The following is a 26735-nucleotide window of genomic DNA, read 5'->3' as shown; positions in this document are numbered from 1 at the left end:
AAACGGCGGCTCAGCGGCCGTAGCGGCGTTCGCGCAGTGAGTAGGAGCGCAGGGCGCGCAGGAAGTCGATCTCGCGGAAGTCCGGCCAGTAGGTCTCGCAGAAGTGGACCTCGGCGTAGGCGGACTGCCAGAGCAGGAATCCGGAGAGGCGCTGCTCCCCGGAGGTGCGGATGATGAGGTCGGACTCGGACCGCGTCTTGGAGTACAGGTGCTTGGAGATGTGCTCCATGGTGAAGGTCTCGATGAACTCGTCGATGTCCCCGCCCTGCGAGCTGTGCTCGGTGAGGGCCGAGCGCACGGCGTCGACGATCTCGCGACGGCCTCCGTAGCCCACGGCGACGTCGACCTTGGTGCCGCCCTTGCGGCCCTGGGTGGCGGCGGTGGCGGTCTTGAGGCGGCCGGCGGACTCGGCGGGCAGCAGGTCCAGGGCGCCGACCGCTTCCACGCGCCAGGGGTTGCCGGGGGCGGCGAGCCGCTCGACGACTTCGGCGATGATGTCGATCAGCGGGTTCAGCTGGTCCTCGGGCCGGTGCAGGTTGTCGTCGGAGAGCATGAAGAGGGTGACGTGTTCGATCTGCGCGGAGTCGCACCAGCGCAGGAAGTCCAGCACCTTCGCTCCGCCGGCCCGGTAGCCCTCTCGCGGGTCGTCTATGCCCGACATCTTGGCCCAGCGGCGGTTGCCGTCGAGCATGATGCCGATGTGCTGGGGGCGTGGGCGTCCCTCCAACTCCTTGACCAGGCGCTTCATATACAGCGCGTCGAGAGCGGCCCGTACCTTCGCCCGCATGCTCTACCCCTTCCACCTCGTCGGTAGCGACCGGACGCCTCCGACGGCGATGAGCCACGTGGCACCGGCCCGCCGGGGTGTGGTGGTGGTGCCCTGTGGGGTGACGATATCAAGAGCAGACAGCACCTCCCGGGTGCCGAGCGGCGGCCGTCCGTGGGCCCGTTTCGGTCGGGCCGCGTGGGCCGCGCGGTCGTTTCGCGTGGTCAACTGGGCCTTTCCGTGCGGTCGTTGGTGATTGTCCGGATCGCGTGTCCACCGGCGGCCGAGGTGCGTGGGTGCGGTCGGTGAGGAACGTCTCCGCGCCACCTGTGCGCATATCGGGCGAAACCCCCCTCAGGGGGTGGCCCGGGTGCCGGGTCCCGGGCTGGCCACCTTACTGCCGCGTTCACCAGCTGAACCCCGCGGCCACCGGCAGGTGGTCGCTGCCCGTGGCCGGCAGTGTCCAGGCGCGGTCCGTCCCTACGCCCCTGACCAGGATCTGGTCGATGCGTACCACCGGGAAGCCGGCCGGATAGCTGAAGCCGAAACCGTCCCCGGCCTGCTCCTGGGCCGAGTCCATCCGCGAGGTGATGCCGTCGAGGGCGCCGTCGTCCACGGTGCCGTTCAGGTCGCCGAGCAGCACCATCCGCTCGTTCTCCTCGGCGGCGACGGCCTCGGCGAGCGCCTGCGCGTTGCGGTCGCGGCTGCCCGTCCAGAAGCCGGTGCGGGGCAGGAGGCGCACGGACCCCAGGTGGGCGACGTAGACCGCGAGCGGCCCCTGGTCCGTGGTCACCGTGGTGCGCAGGGCCCGGGTGGAGGCGAGCTTGACGTCGTCCGGCTTGGTCTCCGCCAGCGGCCCGTAGTCGATCCTGGTGTCGACCGGCGCGGTGCCGGACAGCGGCAGCCTGCTCCACAGTCCGACCGTGCCCTGCACCGTGTGGTGGGGGTAGGCGTCCGCGAGTTCCTTCTCGTAGGTGGCCCGGTCCCGCTCGGTCAGCTCTTCGAGGGCCAGCAGGTCCGCGCCGGAGGCGGCCAGGTCACGGGCGGTGCCGGCCGGGTCGGGGTTGGCGGCGCCGACGTTGTGGCTGACCACGGTGAGGTCGCTGTCGCCCGGGCGGGACTTGTCGGCGACCATGTCGCCGAAGAGGCTCGTCCACGCCACGCACGGAACCAGCAACGCGACGGTCGCGGTCGCGGAGCGCCGCAGCAGCGCCGCGACCAGGAGAACCGGTACGCCCAGGCCGAGCCACGGCAGGAAGGTCTCCACGAGGCTGCCGAGCCCGGCCCGGTCCGTGACCAGGGCGTGCAGCGGCATGAGCAGGCCGAGCAGCACCGCCAGGGCGGCGAGGACCCGGCCGCGTCGCCAGGGCCCCGGCCGGGAGAGGGCGCGGACCACCCGTCGCAGGGGCGCGCGCCTTCCGGAGCCGGTGTCCGGGCGGCCGGGTCCGCCCTGTCCGGTCGCCGCCGTGTCCACCTGCGTCATGGGCCGCCCTCGCTCACCGTGCGTGTCGCTCGTCTTCACATCGGATGCGCCGGTCATCGCTGCGTCCGCGGGTCCTGCGCGGGGTTGTCGTACATGGCCGGGCAGCCGTGCGCGGCGGCCTCGGGGCGCAGCTCGTAGTGCCAGGGCTCGTTGGCGTAGGTCTGGCAGAGTCCGTACGCGCTGCCGTTGCGGGAGAGCCAGGCGGTCGCGTCGGAGCCCTCGATGTCGACGGCGTCTCCCGACACGTGGGCGGAGGTCTCCGGAGTGGCCACCCACTTCGCGGCCTCCTCCTCGGAGCCGTACTGGTCGACGGCCTCGTCGAGGAGCCGTTTCTGGTAGTCCTCGGAGCGCCGGCCGCTGTTGACGCGGAACGCCTGGACGCCGTCGTCCTCGGCGTCCGTCGCCGCCCGTCGCAGGGCCGCGAGGAGCGCGGGCTCGAGCCGGGTCACGGCCGGGACGTCCGTGTCGAAGACGGTCGTGCCGTCGGGGACGACACCGTCCTCCTCGTCGATCACGCCGGGGGGCTCCGTGGGGCGTGCCTCACCCGATGACGCGGCCGGGGACATGGGCGGCGACGGGGACGCCAGCGCCTGGCAGCCGAGGGCGGCGATGATCAGGGCGGCCACCGGCAGGCCGATCTTGAGGACGTCGGTACGCCGGTGGGGCTTCTTGTGTGCGGATGCGTCGCGAGTCATGCCCACAGGTAAGGGAACGCGGTGTTGCCGCGGCGTACGCGGTTTTCGATACGCCGACGACATGCGCCGGCTCCTAGCATCGGAGCATGCGAGTGCTGATCGTCGAGGACGAGCCGTACATGGCGGAGGCCATCCGCGACGCACTGCGGCTGGCGGCGATCGCCGCCGACATCGCGGGGGACGGCGACACCGCTCTGAGGCTGCTCGGTGTGAACACGTACGACATCGCCGTCCTCGACCGGGACATCCCCGGCCCTTCCGGCGACGAGGTCGCCCGGCGCATCGTCGACTCCGGCAGCGGCATGCCGATCCTCATGCTCACCGCGGCCGCCCGGCTCGACGACAAGGCCTCCGGGTTCGAGCTGGGGGCCGACGACTACCTCACCAAGCCCTTCGAGCTGCGGGAGCTGGTGCTCCGGCTCCGGGCCCTCGACCGCAGGCGCGCGCACAGCCGGCCCCCGGTGCGGGAGATCGCGGGGCTGCGGCTCGACCCGTTCCGCAGGGAGGTGTACCGGGACGGCCGTTTCGTCGCGCTCACCAGGAAGCAGTTCGCGGTGCTCGACGTACTCGTCGCCGCCGAGGGCGGGGTGATCAGCGCCGAGGAGCTGCTGGAACGCGCGTGGGACGAGCACGCCGACCCGTTCACCAACGCCGTACGGATCACCGTGTCGGCGCTGCGCAAGCGGCTCGGGCAGCCCTGGATCATCGCCACCGTGCCGGGCGTCGGCTACCGCATCGACGTACGGCCGGACGCGGCGGACGAGGGAGCGGGCCGTGGATAGGGAGGGCGGGCCGAGCGTCCGGCTCAAGCTCACCCTCAGCTACACCGGCTTCCTGATGCTGGCCGGCGCCCTGATGCTCGCGGCCGGGTGGCTGTTCCTGACGCGGGTGTCGCACGTCGGGCTCGTCTTCCAGCCGGAGTACCAGCTCTCGGTCGCGCGGGACTTCGCTCCGATGGCGGCGGTCACGATGGCGTTCCTGCTGGTGTTCGGTCTCGCGGGAGGGTGGTTCCTGGCCGGCCGCATCCTCGCCCCGCTGAACCGCATCACGGAGGCCACCCGCACGGCGGCGGGCGGATCGCTCTCCCACCGCGTCCGGCTGCCGGGCCGTCAGGACGAGTTCCGCGAACTCGCCGACGCCTTCGACACCATGCTCGGCCGGCTCGAAGCGCACGTCGCCGAGCAGCGGAGATTCGCGGCCAACGCCTCGCACGAGCTGCGCACCCCGCTCGCGATCTCGAAGTCGCTGCTCGACGTGGCCCGCGCCGACCCGGACCGCGACACCGGTGAACTCGTGGACCGCCTGCACGCCGTCAACACCCGGGCGATCGACCTGACCGAGGCGCTGCTTCTGCTCAGCCGAGCCGAGCAGCGTTCCTTCGCGCGCGAGCGCGTCGACCTGTCGCTCCTGGCGGAAGAGGCGACCGAAACGCTCCTCCCCCTCGCGGAAGGGCGAGGCGTCACCCTCGAGACCCGCGGCGACCTCACGCCGACGACCGGCTCACCGTCGCTCCTGCTGCAGCTGACCATGAACCTGGTGCACAACGCGATCGTCCACAACCTGCCGGAACGGGGCACCGTCCACGTCACCACCGCCGTCCGCCGCAGGACGGTGGTGCTCACGGTCGAGAACACCGGCGACCGGGTCACCCCCGAGCTGGCCTCGACGCTCACCGAGCCGTTCCAGCGCGGCACCGAACGCGTCCACACCGATCACGCGGGCGTCGGCCTCGGCCTGGCCATCGTCAGCACCATCGCCCAGGCCCACGACGGCACCCTCACCCTGACCCCCCGTCCCACGGGCGGCCTCGGCGTCACGGTGGAACTGCCGGCGGCGCCCTGAGCCGCCGGACGACCGTGACGGCCAAGTGCCCGCGGCACGCGAAAAGCCCCTCCGAACCACGTTTCCGCAGTTCGGAGGGGCTTGCATAAGTGGAGCCTAGGGGAGTCGAACCCCTGACATCTGCCATGCAAAGACAGCGCTCTACCAACTGAGCTAAGGCCCCTCGGGAGGCGGCGTCGGTCGCTTCGGGCGGGCCGACGGTCACCGCGGACAAGAGTACCGGGTCGCGCCCCGGATCTCACAAATGATTGGGGCTCCCGGGGAACGACCACGCTCCGTAAGATGCTCGGCGTGGTTCGCTGGAGCGAACTGCGGTTCTTGGGGAAGCGATGGGGAGACGCAATGGACGCCGCACAGCAGGAAGCCACCGCGAGAGCGCGGGAACTGCAGCGGAACTGGTACGGGGAGCCGTTGGGGGCGCTCTTCCGTAGGCTCATCGACGATCTTGGTCTCAACCAGGCTCGTCTCGCGGGGGTACTGGGACTGTCCGCACCGATGCTCTCGCAGCTGATGAGCGGCCAGCGGGCGAAGATCGGCAATCCCGCGGTGGTGCAGCGGGTGCAGCTGCTGCAGGACCTGGCGGGGCAGGTCGCGGACGGCAGTGTGAGCGCGGCCGAGGCGACGGAGCGCATGGACGAGATCAAGAAGTCGCAGGGGGGTTCGGTGCTCAACAACACCACGCAGACGACGAGCAGTTCGGGTGCGCCCACGGTCAAGCGGGTGGTCCGCGAGATCCAGTCTCTGCTGCGCTCGGTGGCGGCCGCCGGGGACATCATCGACGCGGCGGACGCCCTGTCCTCCTCGCACCCGGAGCTGGCGGAGTTCCTGCGGGTGTACGGAGCGGGCCGCACCTCGGACGCGGTCGCGCACTACCAGTCCCACCAGAACTGATCCCGGGGTCCGGCCGCCACAGGGGGGTCGCGGCCGGACCCGGGAGTGGCGCGAGGGGAGGAGCGACACACAGCCATGGGTGAGGTCTTCGCCGGACGGTACGAGCTGGTCGACCCGATCGGCCGCGGCGGGGTCGGTGCCGTCTGGCGTGCCTGGGACCACCGCCGCCGACGGTATGTGGCCGCAAAGGTGCTCCAGCAGCGGGACGCGCACTCGCTGCTGCGGTTCGTCCGCGAGCAGGCGCTGCGCATCGATCATCCCCATGTACTCGCGCCCGCGAGCTGGGCCGCCGACGACGACCAGGTCCTGTTCACCATGGATCTGGTCACCGGCGGTTCCCTGGTCCACCTGATCGGGGACTACGGTCCGCTGCCGCCCGCCTTCGTGTGCACGCTGATCGACCAGCTCCTCGCGGGCCTCGCGGCGGTGCACGCCGAGGACGTGGTCCACCGGGACATCAAGCCCGCCAACCTGCTCCTCGAGGCCACCGGCACGGGCCGGCCCCGGCTCCGGCTGTCCGACTTCGGCATCGCGATGCGGCTGGGCGAGCCCCGGCTGACCGAGACCAACCTCGTGGTGGGGACGCCCGGTTATCTCGCGCCGGAGCAGATGATGGGCGCGGAGCCGGACTTCGCCGCGGACCTGTTCGCGGTCGGCCTGGTCGCCCTGTACCTGCTGGAGGGGGCCAAGCCGGACGCCAAGGCGCTGGTCCAGCACTTCGCCGAGCACGGGACACCGGCCGCGCCGCAGGGGATACCCGAGCCGCTGTGGCAGGTCGTCGCGACGCTGGTGCAGCCGGATCCACCGGCCCGGTTCCGTACGGCGACGGGGGCGCGCAAGGCGCTGGCCGCGGCGGCGGAGCTGCTGCCGGAGCCGGGACCCGACGACGAGCTGATCGAGATCTTCGACCAAGTCGGCCCGCTGCCCGCCGGGTTCGCCGCCGACGGTCCGCTGAAGCGGGCGTCCGGACTGGACGACGCACCGCCGGGAGACCCGTCGACGGACCCGCCGGGAGCCCCACGGACCGACCCACCGACCGACCCACCGACCGACCCGCGCCGCCCGTCCGCCCCGGTCACGCCCTCGTCCCCGGCGACGCGGACGCCTTCGAGACCCACGTCGCCGCCGGACTCCTCCACACCGTCGGCACCCCCCAAGTCGTCGCCCGCCATGTCGGAGACCGGCAGCTTCCACCTGCCTCCCCCGCAGCCGACCATCACCTCCGCCGCGAGGGACGGAGCGCCGACGCCCGTCCCGCACCCCGGCCAGTACCCGCCCGAGTACCCGCCGCCGTACGCCGCGCCGCCGCCCGCGCCGACCCTCGCGCCGTCTTTCACGCCGCCCCCGTGGCGGGCGCCCGACGACGCCCCCACCGCCTCGTACACCGCCCGCAATCCACAGGCCCCGGCGCAGCACCGGGCGACGCGACGGCGGCGCCGTCCAGGTCCCCCGGCGGCGGTGGCGGTGCCCGTGCTGCTCCTCGCGCTGGCCTGCTACGCGGTGGGTTTCTGGGCGCTGACCCGGATCTGAACCGGGCCGCGCCTCACCTCGCCCTGCGACGGGCCGCCGCGGTCCACACCGTCAGGCCCGCCAGCAGCAGGCTGCCGGTGCCGATGCCGCCCACGGCGACCGCCTTCATGGCGAGGCCGTCGTCGTCCGGGGAGCCGCTCTCCGGCGCCGCGGCCCGGTCCTGGGCCGAGACGGCGAAGAGACCCTCGGGCCGCGACTGCCCCGCGTAGCCGGGCCCGCTCCGCGCGGATCCCCTCAGTCCGACGCGGAGCGTCAGTCCGAAGGGCCCCTCGCCGAAGTCCTCGGCCACCTGCGCCGCCAGGTGCACGACGACGTAGTAGTCACCGGCGAAGCGCACCGCGCCGACCTGCCCGCTCGTGGCGTACCGGTTGGGATAGGCCACCGGCGGCAGGGCGGCCAGCCCGACGGTGACGGGGCGGCCGGTGTAGCCCTTGGCGGCGTCGTCGACCTCGCCGCGCACCGGGTTGTGCAGCGCCATGCGCAGGGCGCCGGTGGCGTAGCCGGAAGCCTCCCGGGCGCCGTCGAGTTCGGCGGTCGCGTGGATCTGGCGGCCCCAGTCCACCGGCACCTTGTAATAGAGGGTCTGTCCGGGCCGGATGTCGTCGCGCCAGGCGCCCGGTCCGAGGGGCGTGGCGTGGGCGAAGCCGTTGCCGCCCGTGCGGGGTTCCGGTTCACCGGGTACGGCCTCGGGCGAGGCGGAGTCCCAGGCTTCCGGCGCCTGGGTCGCACCCGTTCGGGCGGGGCGGGGTTCGGTGGCGACGGTGAGTTCCAGGTCCCAGTCCTCGGGCGGGGAGTCCTGGGGCCTGGCCCGCTCGACGGTGACGTAGTAGGTGCCGGGCTCCTGGCACCGGTTGCCGCCGGACTCGATCTCCCGCATGCCCCACGCGGTGACCGGGCGAGGGCTGTGCGCCGCGCCGAAGGTCGCGCTGTCGGAGGAGCAGGAGCCGCCCTCGGCGTCCTGTACGGAGACGCGGATGCCGTCGACGGCGGTGACCTCACCGGCGGAGCCGGGTACGGCGGTCACGGAGACGTAGGCGTCGGACGCGGCGTCGAGGGCGAGGCGGTAATAGAGGATGCCGTCGCGCGGAAGCGAGCTGCGGTACGTGGCCCCGGCCGTCAGCGCCGCGGCGTCCGAGGCGGCGTTCGCCCCCTCGATCCGCGGGGCGCCGTCGGCGAAGGCGTACCCCGGCCCGTCACCGGCCGCGAAGGCGGCACCGCCGGGCAGAGCGAGGGCCGTGGCGGTGGCGCCGGCGGTGGCCAGTACGGCGGTCACGACGGCCAGCCGCCGCACGGACGCCGCACGGCTCGCTTCCGCTGTACGGCTCGCGGGCCCGGTACGCGGTGCAGGTGCCGTACGCCGACGGGGCGCCCTCCGCCGTCCGGGCGCCGGCGCGGACGCGGGCGCGGCCGACTGCGGCTTCGCGCCCCCGGACCCGGCATGCCGCCAAGCCGTACACCACCGTCCCATGACCCGCCACCCCTCGCGCTCGCCGGCCCTCGCCGCCCGCCCCGAACGACCGTGCCCCATCCTGCCGCGTGCCCCGGCGCTCCCGCGCCCCCGCGTGGAGATCCGGGCAACAGAAAACCCCGACCGTTTGACGGCCGGGGTCTGCTCGGGACCGGATGTCGGTCGTACTCAGGAACCCGTGGGCACGGAGTCGGTCGCCTCCGTCCACAGATCCTGCTCGGCGCGATCCGCCTGGATCTGGCGGTACACGAGGAGCCCGCCGATGGCGGCCAGTGCGACCAGGAGAAGCTTCTTCACCGCGCGACCTCGTCTTTCCTTGACGTAGGGGACCTCTGGCGCCCGACTATACACACCGGCCGATACCGATCGGTGACCTGCGTCGGCGGTCAACTGCCGTGCGCCGAAGCCCTCCAGAAGCGGACGAACCCGTTCTGATCGGAGGGTGATCACACCCCTACGCGAGGTGACTTTTCGCCCGCCTCTCTCCCGTATTGGCAGCTTTTCCACCCTCTTGCGGCCATTCGGGTTGTGTTCATCTGAACATCGACGCGCCACGGGCGTAGGTCCACCACTTCGCGATCCGCATACACATCATGAGGAAAGTACGCAAATCGCCCAACCTGAAAGTGAGGGGTTATGGCCCGGAACAAGGTCATGACGCTGTGGACCACCATCGTCACCGCCTTCCTCGCGCTCTGCACGGCGCTCGGACTCATCACGACGACCGCCGCCGCGGCCGCGCCGCAGGCCGGAACGCACAGCAAGAGCGAGAGCGCCTCCCCCGAGGCGGCACCCGCGACGGCGGTCCCCTGGTCCTGGTCCCGGGCCGGCTCCCTGCCCCCCACGATGAAGCAGCGCATCCGCGCCGAGGCGCACGGCTCGGCCCCCAGTTGCCGGCACCGTCCGCTCAGCGACGCGACCGCCACGGCCACCGAGACCGCCACCGGCCTCCCCTGCGACGACACCGCGGGGTCACCGGCCCAGCACAGCGCGCCGCTCCAACGCTGAGCGGGCCGAGGCGGCGCCCGGTTCACACCGCGCCCGCCCCGCCCGACCCGACACAACGGCGATCTGCGTACCGCACCACACGCGAGAAACGGCCCGGCCGCTCGACAGAGCAGCCGGGCCGCCGCCATGTGCGGGCTCCCCTCATGTGCGGGCTCCCCTCATGTGTGGGCTCCCCTCGTGTGCGGGCTCCCCTCGTGTGTGGGCTCCCCTCGTGTGCGGGCTCGCCGTTCCGCCCGGCCCCCGCCCACCGGCGCCTCTTCGCGCGTCATAGCCTGTACGGCACTCCTGCGGAAAGGTGGTGAGTGCCGCCCGTGAGCCGGCGCATCGTCATCGTCACGGCCGTCCACGGCCCTTCGGCGCGCTACCTGCCGGAGGCCCACGCGTCGTTGGCCGCCCAGGAGTTGCCCGACGGCTGGGACTGGCGCTGGGTGATCCAGGAGGACGGCGTGACCCACGACGTCCGCCCGCACGTGCCCGACGACCCGCGCGTCGTCTTCCGCCAGGGCCGCGGGGATCGGCAGGCGGGCCCCGGTGTCGCCCGCACCATGGCCCTGGCCCACGCGGACGGGGAGTACGTGAAGGTCCTGGACGCCGACGACCGGCTCGCGCCGGGCACCCTGGCCCGCGACCTGACCGCGCTGGAGGCCGACCCCGGGCTCGGCTGGGCGACCTCACGGGCCCTGGACCTCCTGCCCGACGGCTCGACCACCGGTTTCCCGGGCGACCCCGCGCACGGACCGATCGAACGCGGCGCGGTGCTCGACTTCTGGCGGGCCAACGGATTCCGCGCCCAGGTCCATCCGGCGACGCTCCTCGTCCGGCGCGACCTGCTGCTCGCCCTCGGCGGCTGGATGGCCCTCCCGGCGTCCGAGGACACCGGCCTGCTGCTGGCCCTGAACTGCGTGAGCCGGGGGTGGTTCACCGAGGAGGTGGGCCTGCTCTACCGCAAGTGGGAGGGCCAGGTCACCGGCCAGGCGTCCCACGCGGACCCGGCCGAACGGGAGGCCCGGATGACGGTGGTGGAGGCCAGGGCGCGGGCCCTGGCGTCCTTCGGCTGGCACCCGCCGCACCGGACCCAGGGCGCGGACCTGCGGCGGTGACGGCGGTGAAGGCCGCCCGCCCCGCCGCTGTGACGGCAGCTCAGGGCAGCGTCTCGGCGTCCACCCGGGAGAAGACCAGATCGCTCTCCCCTACAACCGGCCCCCGCCAGCGGACCGGCACACCCGGCTCGCCGCGCAGCGCCGCGGGGTAGCTGCCGGGCGCGTAGTCGTTGGCCAGCCGGTAGACGTGGAATCCGGCGTCCCGCATCACCCCCAGCAGATCGTCGGCCGAGTCCCCCAGCAGCGCCATGCGTTCCGGTGTGACCTCGACACAGATATCCGCGTCGGGCCGCAGGTCACCCAGCACCGGCGCCAGACCGCGCACGACGCCGCCCTCCGCGCCCTCCACGTCGATCTTGATCACCCGGGCGCCGGCCAGCTCCGCCGGGTCGAGGAGTTCGGGCAGCGGCAGGGCCTCAGCCTCGAAGCCGGACTCCGCCGGGCCGTCGTACGGGACGATGCTGTTCGCGCCCGTGTTCCGTGAGCTGGCGAGTACGAAGTGCAGGGTCCTGCGGCGGTCGGACACGGCGGCGTTGAGCGCGCGGACGTTGTGGAGGCCGTTGAGCCGCGCGTGCCCCACCAGGCGGCGGTGCATGTCGGGGGAGGCCTCGATGGCGACCACGTGGCCCTCCTCGCCGACGAGTTGAGCCGCGAGCACGCTGAAGACCCCGATGTTCGCCCCGACGTCCACGAAGCCGTCCCCCGGGCGCAGTCGGCGCCGCAGCCACGCCGTCAGGTGCGGCTCCCAGGCGCCGAACAGGTACAGGTACCGCTGGATGAGGTCCCGCGTGTCCACGGCGAACAGGCCGCCGGAGCGCACCCGGACGACCCGGCGGCGGGGCCGCTCCCGCAGCCGCGCGTTCAGCCAGTGCGTGGTGAGCGCCGACTTCCCGAGAGTGCCGGGCGCGTGGCGCACGTAGCGGGCGGCGAGGGTGACCAGGGCCTGGGGCGCCGTCCCGGCACCGGACGCGCCCCGTTGCCCCCGCAGGCTCACTCGCCCGAGACGGTGATCGCCGCGGAGGGGCACCCCTCGATCGCCTCCCGCACCCGGTCCACGTCGACGTCGTACTCCCGCCCGGGTATCACGGCACCCAGACCGTCCACCTGCGTGAAGACGGACGGGGCCCGGTGGACACAGTCACCGGAGCCGTAGCACTGCTCGGGGTCGACGGAGATCCTCATACGCGCTCCAGCGGCGGTCGGCTTCGGAACCTTCACGACGTGCCTGCCCGCGGATCGAGGTGCCGAACCCGCCCGGCGCGCCCGTGTGTTGCTCCGGCGCCCGCGAAGTCGGACAGCACACGCGCCGGCATGGTTTGGCACCGGTCCCTCCCCTCGTGGGGACCGGTGCCGAACCATGCCGGCGGTGTCCTGCGGGTGGTACCGGAGCGGGTCGGGGAGGGCCGGGCCACCGAAAGCTGACCGAGAACGTGCGGCCTCGTGGGGTGGCACCGCGAACACCGAGCCGCTGACCTGTCAGGGTGCCTCGCGGCCGACTCGCCACTGCGACGGAATCCTGCCATCCGAGGTCGCCGCCGAGGAGGTTCCGGATCCGCGGAACCGAGGTAGCCGCAGGTCAGGCATATAGAGTGAGTTTTCCGGTCCGGACGTCCAAGTGCGGGGGAAGTAAGGAGTGGAGACCTTGAGTTTCGACTCAGGGGCACGAACGGCCTTCGCGGAACGCCTCGCACTGCTCTACAAGGAGGCGGGCAACCCCCCTCTGAAACGCGTGTCCGAGGCCGTCGTCCGGCTCCAGCGGGTCGACGAACGGGGCCGTCCCGTACGGGTCTCCGCCCAGCGGATCAGCGACTGGCGGCGGGCCAAGAACGTCCCCGCCCAGTTCCCCGCCCTCGCGGCCGTCCTGCACGTCCTCGTCCCGCTCGCGCGCCGGGCTCGTCCCGTACCGGTCTCCGCCGGGCTGTACGACCTGGTCCAGTGGCAGCGCCTGTGGGAGCGGGCGGTGGCCGACCCGACCGGCGAACGCACCGCGCCGTCCGCCGCGGACGAGGAACACCCCGCGGCCGAGCCCCAGGCACCCGGCGGGGTCTGCCCGTACCGGGGGCTGGCCGCCTATCGCCGGCAGGACGCCGACTGGTTCTTCGGGCGGGAACGGAGCACGCAGGCCCTGGTCGCCCAGCTCCGCGCGGCCGAGGACACGGGCGGCCTGGTCATGCTCGTGGGCGCCTCGGGAGCGGGGAAGTCCTCCCTGCTGAACGCCGGGCTCGTGCCCGCCCTGCGCGAGGGGACGCCGGGCGGCGGGACCGGTCCGCCGGGTGGGCCGGAGCCGAGGCAGGTGCTCCAGCTCGTGCCGGGCGTCGATCCGCTCGGGGAGCTGAGCCGCCGGATACCGCAACTGGAGCCGGTCGTCAGTGCCGTGCGCAGGACGGGGAAGCCGAGCGCTCCCCGGACCGAGGACGCCGTCAGGGCGGCCTTCGCCGCGTGGGCGGCGTCCGGCGGGGAGGCGAGGTCGGGGTCGGGGTCGGGGTCGGGGCCTGAGCATGAGCCTGAGCCGGAACCGCCGTCCGCGCGTCCCGTCGTCATCGTGGACCAGTTCGAGGAGACCTTCACCCTCTGCCCCGACGAGTCCGAGCGGCGCGCGTTCATCGCGCTGCTGCAGGCCGCCTGCGTGCCGGGCGGTCCGGGAGAGGCGGCGCCGGCCCTCGTGATGCTCGGCATCCGCGCCGACTTCTACGAGCACTGCCTGCGCCATCCCGAACTGGCCGACGCGCTCCAGCACCGGCACATGGTGCTCGGGCCGCTGACCACCGCGGAACTGCGCGAGGCGGTGACCGCACCGGCCAAGGCCGTCGGCATGGAACTCGAACCGGGCCTCGCCGAGCTGATCATCCGCGAGGTGAGCACCGACGGCCCGCACGGAACCCACGACGCGGGCGTGCTGCCGCTCCTCTCCCACGCCCTGCTCGCCACCTGGCAGCGGCGCAAGGCGGGCCGGCTGACGCTCGCCGGGTACCGCGCGGCGGGCGGCATCCAGGGCGCGGTGGCCGGAACCGCCGAACGGGCCTGGTCCGACCTGGACCCGGCGGCCCGCACGGCGGCGAGGCTGCTGCTGCTCAGGCTGGTCCGGCTGGGCGAGGACACCCAGGCGACCCGCAGACGCAGCACGCGGCGGCGGCTGGCGCAGGAGTCGAGGGACCCCGGCAAGACCGAGGAGTCCCTGGAGGCGCTGGTGCGGGCCCGGCTGGTGACCCTCGACGCGGAGGCCGTGGAGATCACCCACGAGGCGCTGCTGCACGCCTGGCCGCGGCTGCGCGACTGGATCGACGAGGACCGCGCCGGCAACCTGCTGCGCCAGCGGCTGGAGGAGGACGGCCGGGCCTGGGAGGAGTCGGACCGCGACACGTCACTGCTCTACCGGGGCTCCCGGCTGGAACAGGCCCGCGGCTGGGCGGACTCGGCCGGTGGCACCTTCCTGACCCGCAGCGCGGTCGATTTCCTGGCCGCCGCGAGCAGACTGCGCAGGCGCACCGTCCTGATCCGGCGCGCGGCGGTGTCGACGCTGGTCGTGCTCGCCCTGGTGGCCGTCGGTTCGGCCGTGATCGCCTGGCAGCAGCGCAATGACGCGGTGTTCGAGCAGGTGGTCGCCGAGGCGGACCGCGTCGAGGACACGGACCCGTCGCTGTCCGCCCAGCTCGACCTGGCGGCGCACCGCCTGCGGCCGGGCGACGAGGACGTGCGGAACCGGCTGATATCCATCGTGAACGCGCCGCTGGCCACCCCGCTCCTCGGGCACACCGGCGCCGTCTACCTGACCTCCTTCAGCCCCGACGGGCGGCTCCTGGCGACGGCCAGCTACGACCGGACCGTCCGGCTGTGGGACGTGTCGGACCCGGCCCGCCCGGAACAGCTGGGCCAGCCCCTCACCGGCCACAGGAGCTGGGTGAGCACCGCCGTCTTCAGCCCGGACGGCCGCACCCTGGCCAGCGCCTCCGACGACGGCACGATCCGGCTGTGGGACGTACGGGACCCGAGCCGTCCCCGTCCCCTCGGCGCACCCCTGACCGGCCACGGCGGCACCGTCTACCTGCTCGCCTTCAGCCCCGACGGACGCACCCTGGCCTCCGCCCACGACGACCACGCCGTGCGCCTGTGGAACGTGGCCGACCCGCGCCGGCCGCGGGCCCTGTCCACCCTGACCGGCGCGAAGGCGGCGGTGCGCTCGGTGACGTTCAGCCCCGACGGACGGACGCTGGCCGCCGGTGGGGACGACAACGCGGTCCGGCTCTGGGACGTGGCCGACCCGAACCGCCCGGAGCCGGTCGGCGCACCGCTGACCGGTCACGGCGCCCTGATCCACTCCGTGGCCTTCAGCCCCGACGGACACACCCTCGCCAGCGGGAGCGCGGACGACACCGTACGGCTCTGGGACGTGGCAGACCCGGACCGCGCGAGATCCGCGGGCGCTCCGCTCACCGGCCACACCGGTCCCATCTGGTCGGTGGCCTTCAGCCCCGACGGCGCCATGCTCGCCGCGAGCAGCGCGGACAGCACGGCGAGCCTGTGGAACGTCAGCGACCCGTCGTACCCGTCCCAGGTGGGCTTGCCCTTGGCCGGGAGCAGCGGCGAGATGTACGCCCTCGGCTTCAGCCCCGACGGGCGGACCCTCGCCACCGGCAGCGGCGACAGCAAGGTGCGCCTGTGGTCGCTGCCGACGTCGGACATGATCGGTAGGATCGGCGCCTTCCGCCGGGACGGGCACGTGCTGGCCACGGCGGCACGCGACGGCCGGGTCCGCCTGTGGGACGTGACGAACCCCGCCCGGCCGGTGTCACTGAGCGAGCCCTTCAGCCCGGGCGAGGGCGACATACGGTCGCTGGTGTTCTCCCCGGACGGCGACACCCTGGCGGTGCTCTCCGCGGGCGCGGTCCGTCTCTGGAACGTCGGCGACCCGGCCCACCCCACCGCCCACGGACCGCCGGTGGCGCTGCGCACCCGCTACGCGGGCCCCGACACCCTGGCGTTCAGCCCCGACGGCCGCACGCTGGCGACGGCCTACGACGACCGCACCGTCCAGCTGTGGAACACCGAGGACCCGTCCCACCCGCGCCGCCTGGGCCGGCCGCTGAGCGGCCACCGGGGATACGTCAACACCCTGGCCTTCAGCCCCGACGGGCGGACGCTCGCCAGCGGCGGCGCGGACGACACCGTACGGCTCTGGGACGTGAGCGACCCCGCGCACGCGACCGCCCGCGGTACGTCCCTCTCCGGGCATCTCGGGCCCGTCAACGCCCTCGCCTACAGCCCGGACGGCCACACCCTGGCCAGCGGCAGCGACGACGGCACGGTCCGCCTCTGGGCCGTTCCCGGCGGCGGCGAACCCGGCCGGGCCGAGTCGGCACTCGCCGGTCACACCGACTCGGTGGTGTCACTGACCTTCAGCCAGGACGGCGAGACCCTGGCCAGTGGCGCCAACGACAACACCGTCCGCCTCTGGAACGTCACGACGCCCGCGGAGGCCGCGCCCATCGGCCAGTCGATGAGCCCCAACGCCAAGGCGGGGAACGTCCTCTCCTTCAGCCCCGTGCGTCACATGCTGGGGGTGTCGAGCGGAACGGACACCGTCCGGCTCTGGAACCTCGGGGTGGACGACGCCATCGACCGCATCTGCTCGGCCACCCGGAACGTACTCACCGAGGAGAAGTGGAACGAGTACCTGCCGCGCCTGGACTACGAGCCGCCGTGCGACCGTTGACAACGTGATCCCGGTCACACCTCGGAGATCCGACCGACCAGTCGGCACCCATGACGCACCGGCCCTTGTTAGCCTTGGCCACAGCCCGACCGCTGGCGCATCCCCCGTCGCCAGCGGTCGGGCCTTCTCATACCCGGCGCCATCCCGAAGCCGCCCACCACACGAAAGACCCCCAGCCGATACCGACTGGGGGTCTTCTCGCTGGTGGGGCTAACAGGATTTGAACCTGTGGCCTCATCCTTATCAGGGATGCGCTCTAACCAACTGAGCTATAGCCCCGCCGCGCTCTGCGGTGTATGTCCCGCGCGCTGACTCCTGAAGATTAGCGCACGAGGAGGGCAGTCCCAAAATCGGTTGTCGCGGGGTCCCGGAGGGACGATCACTCGTCCTCGGCGAGCGTCAGCTCCACGCCTCCGACGAAGCCGGCGGACAGGTTGTAGATGAACGCGCCGAGCGTGGCCAGCGCCGTCGCGAGGACAACGTCTATGACGGCGATGACCGTGGCGAACAGCAGCACGTTGGGCAGCGACAGGAACGACTGCAGGTCGAAGCCGTTGGACTCGTTGGATCCGGTCGCCTCGGAGATCGTGCCGCCGACGGTGGAGAAGACGCCCATGGCGTCCATGACCATCCACAGCACGGCGGACGCGACGATCGTGCAGATGCCCAGCGCGATGGAGAGCAGGAAGCTGACCTTCATCACCGACCACGGGTCGGCCTTCGACACGCGCAGCCGCGCCTTGCGGACCCGCGGCGTGGTGCGCGCGCCGGTGCGCGGGCGGCGCACGGCGGACGCGTTGCCGCCCTGGGTCTGGTAGGCCTGCGGCGGGTGGTACGGCCCGCCTGGCTGCTGGGACTGCCGTTCCCCCGGCAGCGGCGAGGCCGCCTGCTGAGTCTGCTGGCCTCGGGTGTCCGTCACAGTTCCCCCCTGGGATCCATGCTTCTGCGACGTCTGCGAGTCGGTCGCGCCGTCGTCGATCTTGCGCAGCTGAGTCGTGTGCGGATCGGTCGCACGCGCGGCGGAGCCACGGCCGCCGCCGCCCGTTTCCGTACCCCTGGAGGTACCGGCCGACCCGGCGCCCGTGGCTCCGCTCACGATGACTCTCTCCTCGTGCTACTCGGCCGAGGGCGCCTCACCCTCGTCCGTGCCGGTGGTCTCGGGACCCTCGGCGGCCTCGTCGACGACGACATCGCCGTCGACCTCCTCCGCCTCGCGTCCCGCCTCGGCGTTGCGTGCGATGCCGACGACGGCATCGCGCTTGCCCAGATTGATCAGTTGAACGCCCATGGTGTCACGGCCGGTCTCCCTGACCCCGCTGACTCGCGTACGAATCACACCGCCCGAGAGTGTGATGGCGAGGATCTCGTCGTGCTCCTCGACCACCAGCGCGCCCACGAGCGACCCACGGTCCTCGACGATCTTGGCGGCCTTGATGCCGAGGCCGCCGCGACCCTGGACGCGGTACTCGTCGACGGAGGTCCGCTTCGCGTAACCGCCGTCGGTGGCAGTGAACACGAACGTACCGGCTCGAACAACATTCATCGAGAGCAGCTCGTCCCCTTCGCGGAAACTCATGCCCTTGACGCCCGAGGTCGCACGGCCCATCGGACGCAGCGTGTCGTCCGACGCGGTGAACCTGATCGACTGCGCCTTCTTGCTGATCAGCAGCAGATCGTCCTCGGCCGAGACCAGCTCGGCACCGATCAGTTCGTCGTCGGAACCGTCCGCCTGCTCGCGCAGATTGATGGCGATCACGCCACCCGAACGCGGCGAGTCGTAGTCCTTCAGGGACGTCTTCTTCACCAGGCCCGCCTTGGTGGCCAGGACCAGGTAGGGCACCGCCTCGTAGTCGCGGATCGCGCGGATCTGGGCGATCGTCTCGTCCGGCTGGAAGGCCAGCAGGTTCGCCACGTGCTGCCCGCGCGCGTCCCGGCCGGCGTCGGGCAGCTCGTAGGCCTTCACCCGGTAGACGCGGCCCTTGTTGGTGAAGAACAGCAGCCAGTGGTGGGTCGTGGACACGAAGAAGTGGTTGACGATGTCGTCTTCCTTGAGCTTCGTGCCCCGTACGCCCTTGCCGCCGCGCTTCTGCGCCCGGTAGTCGTCGGTCTTGGTGCGCTTGATGTAGCCGCCCCGGGTGACCGTGACGACGATGTCCTCCTCGGCGATCAGGTCCTCCATGGACATGTCGCCCTCGTACGGGATCAGCTTCGTCTTGCGGTCGTCGCCGTACTTCTCGACGAGCGCCGCCAGCTCCTCGCTGACGATGCCGCGCTGCCGGACCGGGGAGGACAGGATCTCGTTGTACTCGCGGATCTTGGCCTGGAGTTCGTCGTGCTCCTGGACGATCTTCTGGCGCTCCAGGGCCGCCAGGCGGCGCAGCTGCATCTCCAGGATCGCGTTGGCCTGGATCTCGTCGATCTCCAGGAGGCCCATCAGGCCGTGGCGGGCGATCTCGACGGTGTCGCTGCGCCGGATCAGCGCGATGACCTCGTCGATGGCGTCCAGGGCCTTCAGCAGGCCGCGCAGGATGTGCGCCCGCTCCTCCGCCTTGCGCAGCCGGAAGCGCGTACGGCGGACGATGACCTCGATCTGATGGTTCACCCAGTGGCGGATGAACGCGTCCAGGGAGAGGGTGCGCGGCACGCCGTCGACCAGGGCCAGCATGTTGGCGCCGAAGTTCGACTGCAGGTCGGTGTGCTTGTAGAGGTTGTTCAGGACGACCTTGGCGACCGCGTCCCGCTTCAGGACGATCACCAGGCGCTGGCCGGTGCGGGACGACGTCTCGTCGCGGACGTCGGCGATGCCGCCGATCTTGCCGTCCTTCACCAGGTCGGCGATCTTCTGCGCCAGGTTGTCGGGGTTGGTCTGGTACGGCAGCTCCGTGACCACCAGGCACTGGCGGTTCTGGATCTCCTCGACCTCGACGACCGCGCGCATGGTGATCGAACCACGCCCGGTGCGGTACGCCTCCTCGATCCCCCTGCGGCCCACCACCAGGGCGCCGGTCGGGAAGTCCGGGCCCTTGATGCGCTCGATCAGCGCGTCGAGCAGCTCCTCGTGCGAGGCCTCGAAGTTCTCCAGGTACCACTGGGCGCCCGCGGCGACCTCGCGCAGGTTGTGCGGCGGGATATTGGTCGCCATGCCGACCGCGATGCCGGCCGAGCCGTTGATCAGCAGGTTCGGGAAGCGGGCGGGCAGGACGGTCGGCTCCTGGGAGCGGCCGTCGTAGTTGTCCGTGAAGTCGACGGTCTCCTCGTCGATGTCGCGGACCATCTCCATCGACAGCGGCGCCATCTTGCACTCGGTGTAGCGCATGGCCGCCGCCGGGTCGTTGCCCGGCGAGCCGAAGTTGCCGTTGGAGTCGACCAGCGGCATCCGCATCGACCACGGCTGGGCGAGGCGCACCAGCGCGTCGTAGATGGAGCTGTCGCCGTGCGGGTGGTAGTTGCCCATGACGTCGCCGACGACGCGGGCGCACTTGTAGAAGCCGCGCTCGGGGCGGTAGCCGCCGTCGTACATCGCGTACAGCACCCGGCGGTGCACGGGCTTGAGGCCGTCACGGACGTCGGGCAGCGCGCGCGAGACGATGACGGACATCGCGTAGTCGAGGTACGAGCGCTGCATCTCCGTCTCGAGCCCGACGGGCTCGACACGCATCGCCAGGGCGTCACCCTCGGGCGTCGTCACAGGGGTGTTCTCGTCGGTCATTGCTGGTGAAGATCCTTCCTGGTGCGGTCAGCTGAGACCGACTCAGATGTCGAGGAAGCGGACGTCCTTGGCATTGCGCTGGATGAACGCGCGCCGGGCCTCGACGTCCTCGCCCATCAGCACCGAGAACAGGTCGTCGGCCTGTGCGGCGTCGTCGAGCGTGACCTGGCCGAGGACGCGGTGCTCCTGGTCCATGGTCGTGATGCGCAGCTCCTCGGCGTTCATCTCACCGAGACCCTTGAAGCGCTGCACGGAGTCCTCGCGGATGCGCTTGCCGGCCTGGCGGCCCATCTCGATCAGCGCGTCGCGCTCGCGGTCGGAGTACGCGTACTCGAAGTCGTCCCGGCCCCACTTGATCTTGTACAGCGGCGGGCGGGACAGGTACACGTGCCCGGACTCGACCAGCGGCCGCATGAAGCGGAACAGGAAGGTCAGCAGCAGGGTGTTGATGTGCTGGCCGTCGACGTCGGCGTCCGCCATCAGGATGATCTTGTGATAGCGGAGCTTCTCGATGTCGAAGTCCTCGTGCACACCGGTGCCGAACGCGGAGATCATCGCCTGGATCTCCTGGTTCTGCAGGATCCGGTCGATGCGCGCCTTCTCGACGTTGAGGATCTTGCCGCGGATCGGGAGGATCGCCTGGTACTGCGGGTTCCGGCCGGACTTGGCGGAACCGCCGGCGGAGTCGCCCTCGACGATGAAGATCTCGCACTTGGTCGGGTCGTTGGACTGGCAGTCGGACAGCTTGCCCGGCAGCGACGCCGTCTCCAGCAGACCCTTGCGGCGGGTCAGGTCACGGGCCTTGCGGGCCGCCACACGCGCGGTGGCCGCCTGGATGCCCTTGCGGATGATGTCCGCCGCCTCGTTCGGATTGCGGTCGAGCCAGTCGGCCAGGTGCTCGTAGACCACACGCTGCACGAAGGTCTTGACCTCCGTGTTGCCCAGCTTGGTCTTGGTCTGGCCCTCGAACTGCGGCTCTGCCAGCTTCACCGAGATGATCGCCGTCAGACCCTCGCGGATGTCGTCACCCGTGAGGTTGTCGTCCTTCTCGCGCAGCAGCCGCTTGTCGCGCGCGTACTTGTTGATGAGCGAGGTCAGCGCCGCACGGAAGCCCTCCTCGTGCGTACCGCCCTCGTGGGTGTGGATGATGTTGGCGAAGGAGTAGACACCCTCGGTGTAGCCGCCGTTCCACTGCATCGCGACCTCGAGGGACAGGTTGCGGTCCTTGTCCTCCGCCTCCAGGTCGATCACGGTGGGGTGCACCACTTCTCCCTTGCGGGAGTTGAGGTACTTCACGAAGTCGACGATGCCGCCCTCGTAGTAGTACGAGACGGTCTTGACCTCGTGCTTCTCGTCCTCGCCCGCCTCGTCGGCACCCGCCGTGGCCTTCGCCGACTCGCGCTCGTCGGTGAGGTTGATGCGCAGGCCCTTGTTGAGGAACGCCATCTCCTGGAAGCGCCGCGACAGCGTCTCGAAGGAGTACTCGGTGGTCTCGAAGATGTCCGGGTCGGCCCAGAAGGTGACCGTGGTACCGGAGTCCTCGACCGCCTCGTGCTGGGCGAGCGGCGCGGTGGGGACGCCCAGCTTGTAGTCCTGGGTCCAGCGGTAACCGTCGCACTTGATGTCGACGGACAGCCGGGACGACAGGGCGTTCACGACGGAGACACCGACGCCGTGCAGACCACCGGAGACCGCGTAGCCGCCGCCGCCGAACTTGCCGCCCGCGTGCAGCACCGTCAGGACGACCTCGACGGCCGGCTTCTTCTCCACGGGGTGGATACCCACCGGGATGCCACGCCCGTTGTCGACGACCCGCACACCGCCGTCGGCGAGGATCGTGACGTCGATCGTGTCCGCGTGGCCGGCCAGCGCCTCGTCGACGGAGTTGTCCACGACTTCCTGCACCAGGTGGTGCAGGCCGCGTTCACCCGTCGAGCCGATGTACATACCGGGTCGCTTGCGGACCGCGTCCAGACCCTCGAGCACGGTGATGGCACTGGCGTCGTACGAGGCGGAGGTCGCGCCGTTCGAAGTGCTCACCACGTCGTTCACGCCGGTGTCGGTGGACGGGTTGTTCTCGTTGGGGTTGCCGGAATCGGCCACGAAGCGCCCTTTCTGGCACAGCACGAGCCGGGCTCGTCGGCGGGTTGCCGGAGCGGCTGCGGCATGTTGCGTTGGTAAGCCTTGATCAGCGTTGCTCAGCTAGTCCCGAACGGTCCCCACGTTCGGGGCGGGATTCTCTCCCAGTCTACCGGTACCACTGACACTGATGGGGGTTTGCCGGTACCTGAGTCCGCATGTGCCGCCCTGAACCAGCCTCGCCCGACTCCCGATATGCGGAAGGGGGCCTCAAGAGGCTCACAACGGCACTCAGCGCTTCGAGGCGTCAACCCTTGGCTACTTGGGAGTCAGATCGTGATTCACGACCTGCCACAGGGGTACGCCTCAGCGGTCGCCGGCGGTTCACACCGATCATCGACGCCCAAATTTGTGAGGTACATCACCCATGTGTGACAGGGCGCCAGAGTGCCCGCCCGTCACCCGTGAAGCGCCCGCCCTCACCCGTAGGTGTCACCCGGACCCTGGCTGCCGGGCGCGCGCAACGGGCCGTAACGGCGCCCGGGGCCCCCCGAACCGCCGGGCCCCAGCACCTTGATCATCCGGACCGAGCCGTGCCCCAGGTCCTCGTTGAGCCGGGCCACCAGGGTCGGCGCCAGCAGCCGCAGGTTCGTCGCCCAGGCCGTCGAGTCGCAGCGCACCACCAGCACCCGCTCGTCCTCGTCGTACCGCTCCGGCACACAGTGCTTGGCCACGTCCTCGCCGACGATCTGCGGCCAGCGGCCCATCACGCCGCCCACCGCGGCCGGCGTCTCCCAGCCGCGCTCGGTGATCAGCCGGTTGATCGCCGACCCCAGCGCCATCGGGTCCCGCCCGTCGGCCCGCGCCCCGGACCGCAGACCGCCGCGCCGCGCCTGCTTCTTCTGCTGCGCCGCGTCCCCACGCGCGCGTGCCGCCTCCCGCGCCGCCCTGAGCGCCACGCGCGCGAGGTCGACGCCGGACGGTTCGGGCTTCCCTCCCCGAGGTCCGGGCTGCTCCTCCGGGACCGGTTCGCCGGTGCTCATACGCGCTCCACCGTGCCCTCCGCGACCGTGAACCGCGTCCCCGCCAGCACCTGCGGCACGTCGTCGTCGACCGCGGCCGTCACCAGCACCTGCTCGCCGGGCGCCACCAACTCGGCCAGCCGCTCCCGGCGCCGCGCGTCCAACTCGGCGAAGACGTCGTCCAGGACCAGGACGGGCTCGTTGCCCTCGGCCCGCAGCAGGTCGAACGAGGCCAGCCGCAGCGCCAGCGCGTACGACCAGGACTCGCCGTGGGAGGCGTACCCCTTGGCGGGCAGTGAACCGAGTTTGAGCAGCAGATCGTCCCGGTGCGGCCCCACCAGGGTGACGCCCCGCTCGATCTCCTGCTTGCGCGCCTCGGCGAGCGCGGCCATCAGCTGCTCGTACAGGTCCTCACGCGTGTGCGCCTCCCCCGGCGCCGACGGCTTGTACTCCAGGGCGACGGGGCCGCCGCCCGGGGCCAGCTGCTCGTACGCCTTGTCGGCCAGCGGCTGCACGGCGGCGATCAGGTCGAGGCGCTGGGCGAGCAGCTCGGCGCCCGCGCGCGCGAGGTGCTGGTCCCAGACGTCGAGCGTGGACAGGTCCATCGTGCGGCCGCCGTGCCGGCGGGCGAGCGCGGCCGACTTCAGCAGGGTGTTCCGCTGCTTGAGGACGCGGTCGTAGTCGGAGCGCACCCCCGCCATGCGCGGGGAGCGGGCGGTGATCAGCTCGTCCAGGAAGCGGCGCCGCTCCCCGGGGTCGCCCTTCACCAGCGCCAGGTCCTCGGGCGCGAACAGGACGGTGCGCACGATGCCGAGTACATCACGGGGCCTGACCTGCGAGGACCTGTTGATGCGGGCCCGGTTGGCCTTGCCCGGGTTCAGCTCCAGCTCGATCAGCTGCTGCCGGTCGCCCTGTCTGACCTGGGCGCGGATCACGGCGCGCTCGGCACCCATGCGCACCAGGGGCGCGTCGGAGGAGACCCGGTGGCTGCCGAGGGTGGCGAGGTAGCCGACCGCCTCGACCAGGTTCGTCTTGCCCTGCCCGTTCGGGCCGACGAAGGCGGTGACGCCCGGGTCCAGGGGCACCTCGACCCGGGCGTACGAACGGAAGTCGGCCAGCGACAAATGCGTGACGTGCATGGTCGTTCGCCGACCTCCCCAACTGGTGGTGCCTACTTCTTCTCGACCGCGTGGCCGCCGAACTGGTTGCGCAGCGCGGCGATCATCTTCATCTGCGGGGAGTCGTCCTGTCGGGACGCGAACCGCGCGAACAGCGACGCGGTGATCGCCGGCAGCGGCACCGCGTTGTCGATCGCGGCCTCCACAGTCCAGCGTCCCTCACCGGAGTCCTGTGCGTAACCCCGCAGGTCGCCGAGGTGCTCGTCCTCGTCGAGGGCGTTGACGGCCAGGTCCAGGAGCCAGGACCGGATCACCGTGCCCTCCTGCCAGGACCGGAAGACCTCGCGGACGTTCTCCACGGAGTCGACCTTCTCCAGCAGCTCCCAGCCCTCGGCGTAGGCCTGCATCATCGCGTACTCGATGCCGTTGTGGACCATCTTCGCGAAGTGGCCCGCGCCGACCTTGCCGGCGTGCACGGCACCGAAGTCGCCCTCCGGCTTGAGGGCGTCGAAGACCGGCTGCACCTTGGCGACGTTCTCCGCGTCGCCGCCGTACATCAGCGCGTAGCCGTTCTCCAGGCCCCACACGCCGCCGGAGACGCCGCAGTCGACGAAGCCTATGCCCTTGGCCGCCAGCTCCTCCGCGTGCCTCTCGTCGTCCGTCCAGCGCGAGTTGCCGCCGTCCACGACGACGTCGCCGGGCTCCAGCAGCTCGCCGAGCCGGTCGACGGTGGCCTGGGTGGCCTCACCGGCCGGGACCATGACCCAGACCACGCGCGGGGCGCTGAGCTTGCCCACAAGCTCTTCCAGACTGTGGACGTCGGCGAGGTCCGCATTGCGGTCGTATCCGACGACGGTGTGGCCCGCGCGGCGGATCCGCTCGCGCATGTTGCCGCCCATCTTGCCGAGGCCGACGAGACCGAGCTCCATCAGTTGCTTTCCTTAGGTGTGCGAGGTGGCAAGGCGGCACCTCCGTACCCGCCGGATGCGTGCCGCGGCACTTTCGTACCCGCGCCGAGCCTAAACCCGGACGCCCGTGCACAGCTGTGGGCATACGCGCTCAGACGTACGCCCCCACCTGCGGGTTTTCCTCACCCTGTGGACAACCGCCGACGGTGCGGACGGCTCAGCCGCTCAGCCGCACCGGCATGATCAGGTACTTGTAGGCCTCGTCCGCCTCGGCGTCCAGCGCGGGCTTGCCGCTGAGCAGCGCCGGTTTCGTGGACGTCGTGAAGGACAGCTGGGCGACCGGCGAGTCGATGGCGCTCAGGCCGTCCAGCAGGAAGGTCGGGTTGAAGGCGATCGAGATGTCGTCGCCGTCCAGCTGGGCGTCGACCCTTTCCACAGCCTGTGCGTCGTCACTGGACCCGGCCTCAAGGATGAGCACGCCCTGCTCGAAGCTGAGCCGCACCGGGGTGTTGCGCTCGGCGACCAGGGCCACGCGCTTGACGGCCTCCACGAAGGGGGCGGTCTCGATCACGGCGACGCTGTTGAACTCCGTCGGGAACAGCGTCTTGTACTTCGGGAGGTCGCCCTCCAGGAGACGCGTCGTCGTCCGGCGGCCGGCGCCCTCGAAACCGATCAGGCCCTCGCCCGCGCCCGAGCCGGACAGCGCCAGGATCACCTGGTCACCGCTGGTCAGCGCCTTGGCGGTGTCCTGGAGCGTCTTGGCGGGCACCAGGGCGACCGCGGAGACCTCCGGGTTCTCCGGCTTCCACAGGAACTCGCGGACCGCGAAGCGGTAGCGGTCGGTCGAGGCCAGCGTCACCGAGTCGCCCTCGATCTCGATGCGCACACCGGTGAGCACGGGCAGCGTGTCGTCGCGGCCCGCGGCGATCGCGACCTGCTGCACGGCCGCGGCGAAGACCTCGCCGGGGACCGTGCCCGTCGCCTCCGGCATCTGCGGCAGCGCCGGGTACTCCTCCACCGGCAGGGTGTGGAGGGTGAAGCGCGAGGAGCCGCAGACCACCGTCGCCCGTACACCGTCTGTGGAAATCTCCACCGGCCGGTTGGGAAGGGCGCGGGAGATGTCGGCGAGCAGGCGACCGGAGACGAGCACCGTGCCCTCCTCCTCGACCTCGGCCTCGACCGACACCCGCGCGGAGACCTCGTAGTCGAAGCTGGACAGGCTCAGCTGCCCCTCGCCGGCCTTCAGCAGCAGGCCGGCGAGGACCGGCGCCGGCGGACGGGCCGGGAGGCTGCGCGCCGCCCAGGCCACGGCCTCCGCGAGTACGTCGCGTTCCACCCGGATCTTCACTGTTGCCGCCTCCTGCTGTTGCCGGCGCTGCTCGCTCTGCCTGGCCTTCGTCGTCTGG

Annotated in this window: 21 protein-coding genes and 2 tRNA genes; 7 read left to right on the top strand and 16 right to left on the bottom strand. The window is 71.7% G+C overall.

What is annotated here, in order from left to right; genetic code table 11:
- Positions 1–10 precede the first annotated feature (10 nt).
- The 3 genes from OIE75_RS18735 to OIE75_RS18725 all read right to left on the bottom strand — a co-directional run bounded on the left by OIE75_RS18735 (position 11) and on the right by OIE75_RS18725 (position 2944).
- The gene (locus OIE75_RS18735; protein WP_122616579.1) at positions 11–787 is read right to left on the bottom strand and encodes an isoprenyl transferase; all 777 of its coding nucleotides are present in this window, start codon (positions 785–787) and stop codon (positions 11–13) included.
- Between the two features lie 385 nt (positions 788–1172).
- Complete coding sequence (locus OIE75_RS18730; RefSeq protein ID WP_329471529.1) at positions 1173–2249, bottom strand: endonuclease/exonuclease/phosphatase family protein; 1077 nt, start codon at positions 2247–2249, stop codon at positions 1173–1175.
- Between the two features lie 53 nt (positions 2250–2302).
- Positions 2303–2944: a M15 family metallopeptidase gene (locus OIE75_RS18725; RefSeq protein WP_329471528.1), complete on the bottom strand. Its 642-nt coding sequence runs from the start codon at positions 2942–2944 to the stop codon at positions 2303–2305.
- Positions 2945–3030: 86 nt separating this feature from the next.
- Between OIE75_RS18725 and OIE75_RS18720 the strand changes: the two genes are divergently transcribed.
- Both OIE75_RS18720 and OIE75_RS18715 read left to right on the top strand, forming a co-directional pair.
- Positions 3031–3726 carry a response regulator transcription factor gene (locus OIE75_RS18720; protein WP_329471527.1) on the top strand — a complete coding sequence of 232 codons (696 nt, stop codon included), beginning with the start codon at positions 3031–3033 and terminating at the stop codon, positions 3724–3726.
- Positions 3719–4786 (top strand): sensor histidine kinase, encoded by a 1068-nt coding sequence (locus tag OIE75_RS18715; RefSeq protein WP_329471526.1) that lies wholly within the window; start codon positions 3719–3721, stop codon positions 4784–4786. Before OIE75_RS18720 ends, OIE75_RS18715 begins: the two co-directional genes overlap by 8 nt.
- Positions 4787–4876: 90 nt before the next feature.
- Here the strand turns inward: OIE75_RS18715 and OIE75_RS18710 are convergent.
- Positions 4877–4949, bottom strand: a tRNA-Ala gene (locus OIE75_RS18710).
- Between the two features lie 179 nt (positions 4950–5128).
- On the opposite strand from OIE75_RS18710, the gene OIE75_RS18705 reads away from it, so the two are divergent.
- A complete protein-coding gene (locus OIE75_RS18705; RefSeq protein ID WP_114528355.1) occupies positions 5129–5677 on the top strand; it encodes a helix-turn-helix domain-containing protein in 549 nt (182 codons plus the stop codon).
- A 75-nt stretch (positions 5678–5752) separates the two neighbouring features.
- On the top strand, positions 5753–7207 hold the full coding sequence (locus tag OIE75_RS18700) for a serine/threonine-protein kinase (protein WP_329471525.1): 1455 nt from the start codon (positions 5753–5755) through the stop codon (positions 7205–7207).
- A gap of 13 nt (positions 7208–7220) precedes the next feature.
- Here the strand turns inward: OIE75_RS18700 and OIE75_RS18695 are convergent, their stop codons facing one another.
- The gene (locus OIE75_RS18695) at positions 7221–8735 is read right to left on the bottom strand and encodes a hypothetical protein (protein WP_443078371.1); all 1515 of its coding nucleotides are present in this window, start codon (positions 8733–8735) and stop codon (positions 7221–7223) included.
- A gap of 108 nt (positions 8736–8843) precedes the next feature.
- Positions 8844–8972, bottom strand: a complete 129-nt coding sequence (locus OIE75_RS18690) for a DLW-39 family protein (RefSeq protein ID WP_003999697.1) — start codon at positions 8970–8972, stop codon at positions 8844–8846.
- Positions 8973–9311: 339 nt separating this feature from the next.
- On the opposite strand from OIE75_RS18690, the gene OIE75_RS18685 reads away from it, so the two are divergent.
- Both OIE75_RS18685 and OIE75_RS18680 read left to right on the top strand, forming a co-directional pair.
- Entirely contained in the window at positions 9312–9683 is a 372-nt protein-coding gene (locus OIE75_RS18685; RefSeq protein ID WP_122616571.1) for a DUF6344 domain-containing protein, read from the top strand.
- Positions 9684–9994: 311 nt separating this feature from the next.
- Positions 9995–10783, top strand: coding sequence for a glycosyltransferase family 2 protein (locus OIE75_RS18680; protein ID WP_329471523.1), 789 nt, complete (start codon positions 9995–9997; stop codon positions 10781–10783).
- A 40-nt stretch (positions 10784–10823) separates the two neighbouring features.
- On the opposite strand, the gene OIE75_RS18675 is transcribed toward OIE75_RS18680, so the two are convergent.
- Both OIE75_RS18675 and OIE75_RS18670 read right to left on the bottom strand, forming a co-directional pair.
- On the bottom strand, positions 10824–11699 hold the full coding sequence (locus OIE75_RS18675; RefSeq protein ID WP_329474014.1) for an FkbM family methyltransferase: 876 nt from the start codon (positions 11697–11699) through the stop codon (positions 10824–10826).
- A gap of 74 nt (positions 11700–11773) precedes the next feature.
- Entirely contained in the window at positions 11774–11965 is a 192-nt protein-coding gene (locus OIE75_RS18670; RefSeq protein ID WP_122616570.1) for a ferredoxin, read from the bottom strand.
- 451 nt (positions 11966–12416) lie between these two features.
- Between OIE75_RS18670 and OIE75_RS18665 the strand changes: the two genes are divergently transcribed.
- On the top strand, positions 12417–16493 hold the full coding sequence (locus OIE75_RS18665) for an nSTAND1 domain-containing NTPase (RefSeq protein WP_329471522.1): 4077 nt from the start codon (positions 12417–12419) through the stop codon (positions 16491–16493).
- Between the two features lie 202 nt (positions 16494–16695).
- Here the strand turns inward: OIE75_RS18665 and OIE75_RS18660 are convergent.
- The 8 genes from OIE75_RS18660 to dnaN all read right to left on the bottom strand — a co-directional run bounded on the left by OIE75_RS18660 (position 16696) and on the right by dnaN (position 26677).
- Positions 16696–16772: transfer RNA gene (locus OIE75_RS18660), tRNA-Ile, on the bottom strand.
- A gap of 100 nt (positions 16773–16872) precedes the next feature.
- On the bottom strand, positions 16873–17589 hold the full coding sequence (locus OIE75_RS18655; RefSeq protein ID WP_307013735.1) for a DUF3566 domain-containing protein: 717 nt from the start codon (positions 17587–17589) through the stop codon (positions 16873–16875).
- Between the two features lie 18 nt (positions 17590–17607).
- Positions 17608–20202, bottom strand: a complete 2595-nt coding sequence (gene gyrA, locus OIE75_RS18650) for a DNA gyrase subunit A (protein WP_307013734.1) — start codon at positions 20200–20202, stop codon at positions 17608–17610.
- Positions 20203–20244: 42 nt separating this feature from the next.
- Complete coding sequence (gene gyrB, locus OIE75_RS18645) at positions 20245–22305, bottom strand: DNA topoisomerase (ATP-hydrolyzing) subunit B (RefSeq protein WP_307013733.1); 2061 nt, start codon at positions 22303–22305, stop codon at positions 20245–20247.
- A gap of 455 nt (positions 22306–22760) precedes the next feature.
- Entirely contained in the window at positions 22761–23324 is a 564-nt protein-coding gene (locus tag OIE75_RS18640; protein WP_307013732.1) for a DUF721 domain-containing protein, read from the bottom strand.
- Entirely contained in the window at positions 23321–24442 is a 1122-nt protein-coding gene (recF, locus tag OIE75_RS18635; RefSeq protein WP_122616565.1) for a DNA replication/repair protein RecF, read from the bottom strand. Before recF ends, OIE75_RS18640 begins: the two co-directional genes overlap by 4 nt.
- 32 nt (positions 24443–24474) lie before the next feature.
- Positions 24475–25350, bottom strand: coding sequence for a phosphogluconate dehydrogenase (NAD(+)-dependent, decarboxylating) (gene gnd, locus OIE75_RS18630; RefSeq protein ID WP_307013730.1), 876 nt, complete (start codon positions 25348–25350; stop codon positions 24475–24477).
- A gap of 196 nt (positions 25351–25546) precedes the next feature.
- A complete protein-coding gene (gene dnaN, locus OIE75_RS18625) occupies positions 25547–26677 on the bottom strand; it encodes a DNA polymerase III subunit beta (protein WP_329471520.1) in 1131 nt (376 codons plus the stop codon).
- Positions 26678–26735: the final 58 nt, after the last annotated feature.

Origin of the sequence: Streptomyces sp. NBC_01723, assembly GCF_036246005.1 — a bacterium.
Taxonomy (GTDB): domain Bacteria; phylum Actinomycetota; class Actinomycetes; order Streptomycetales; family Streptomycetaceae; genus Streptomyces.
The sequence above is the reverse complement of the archived record's forward strand: the minus strand, read 5'-3'. Positions and strand labels throughout refer to the sequence as shown.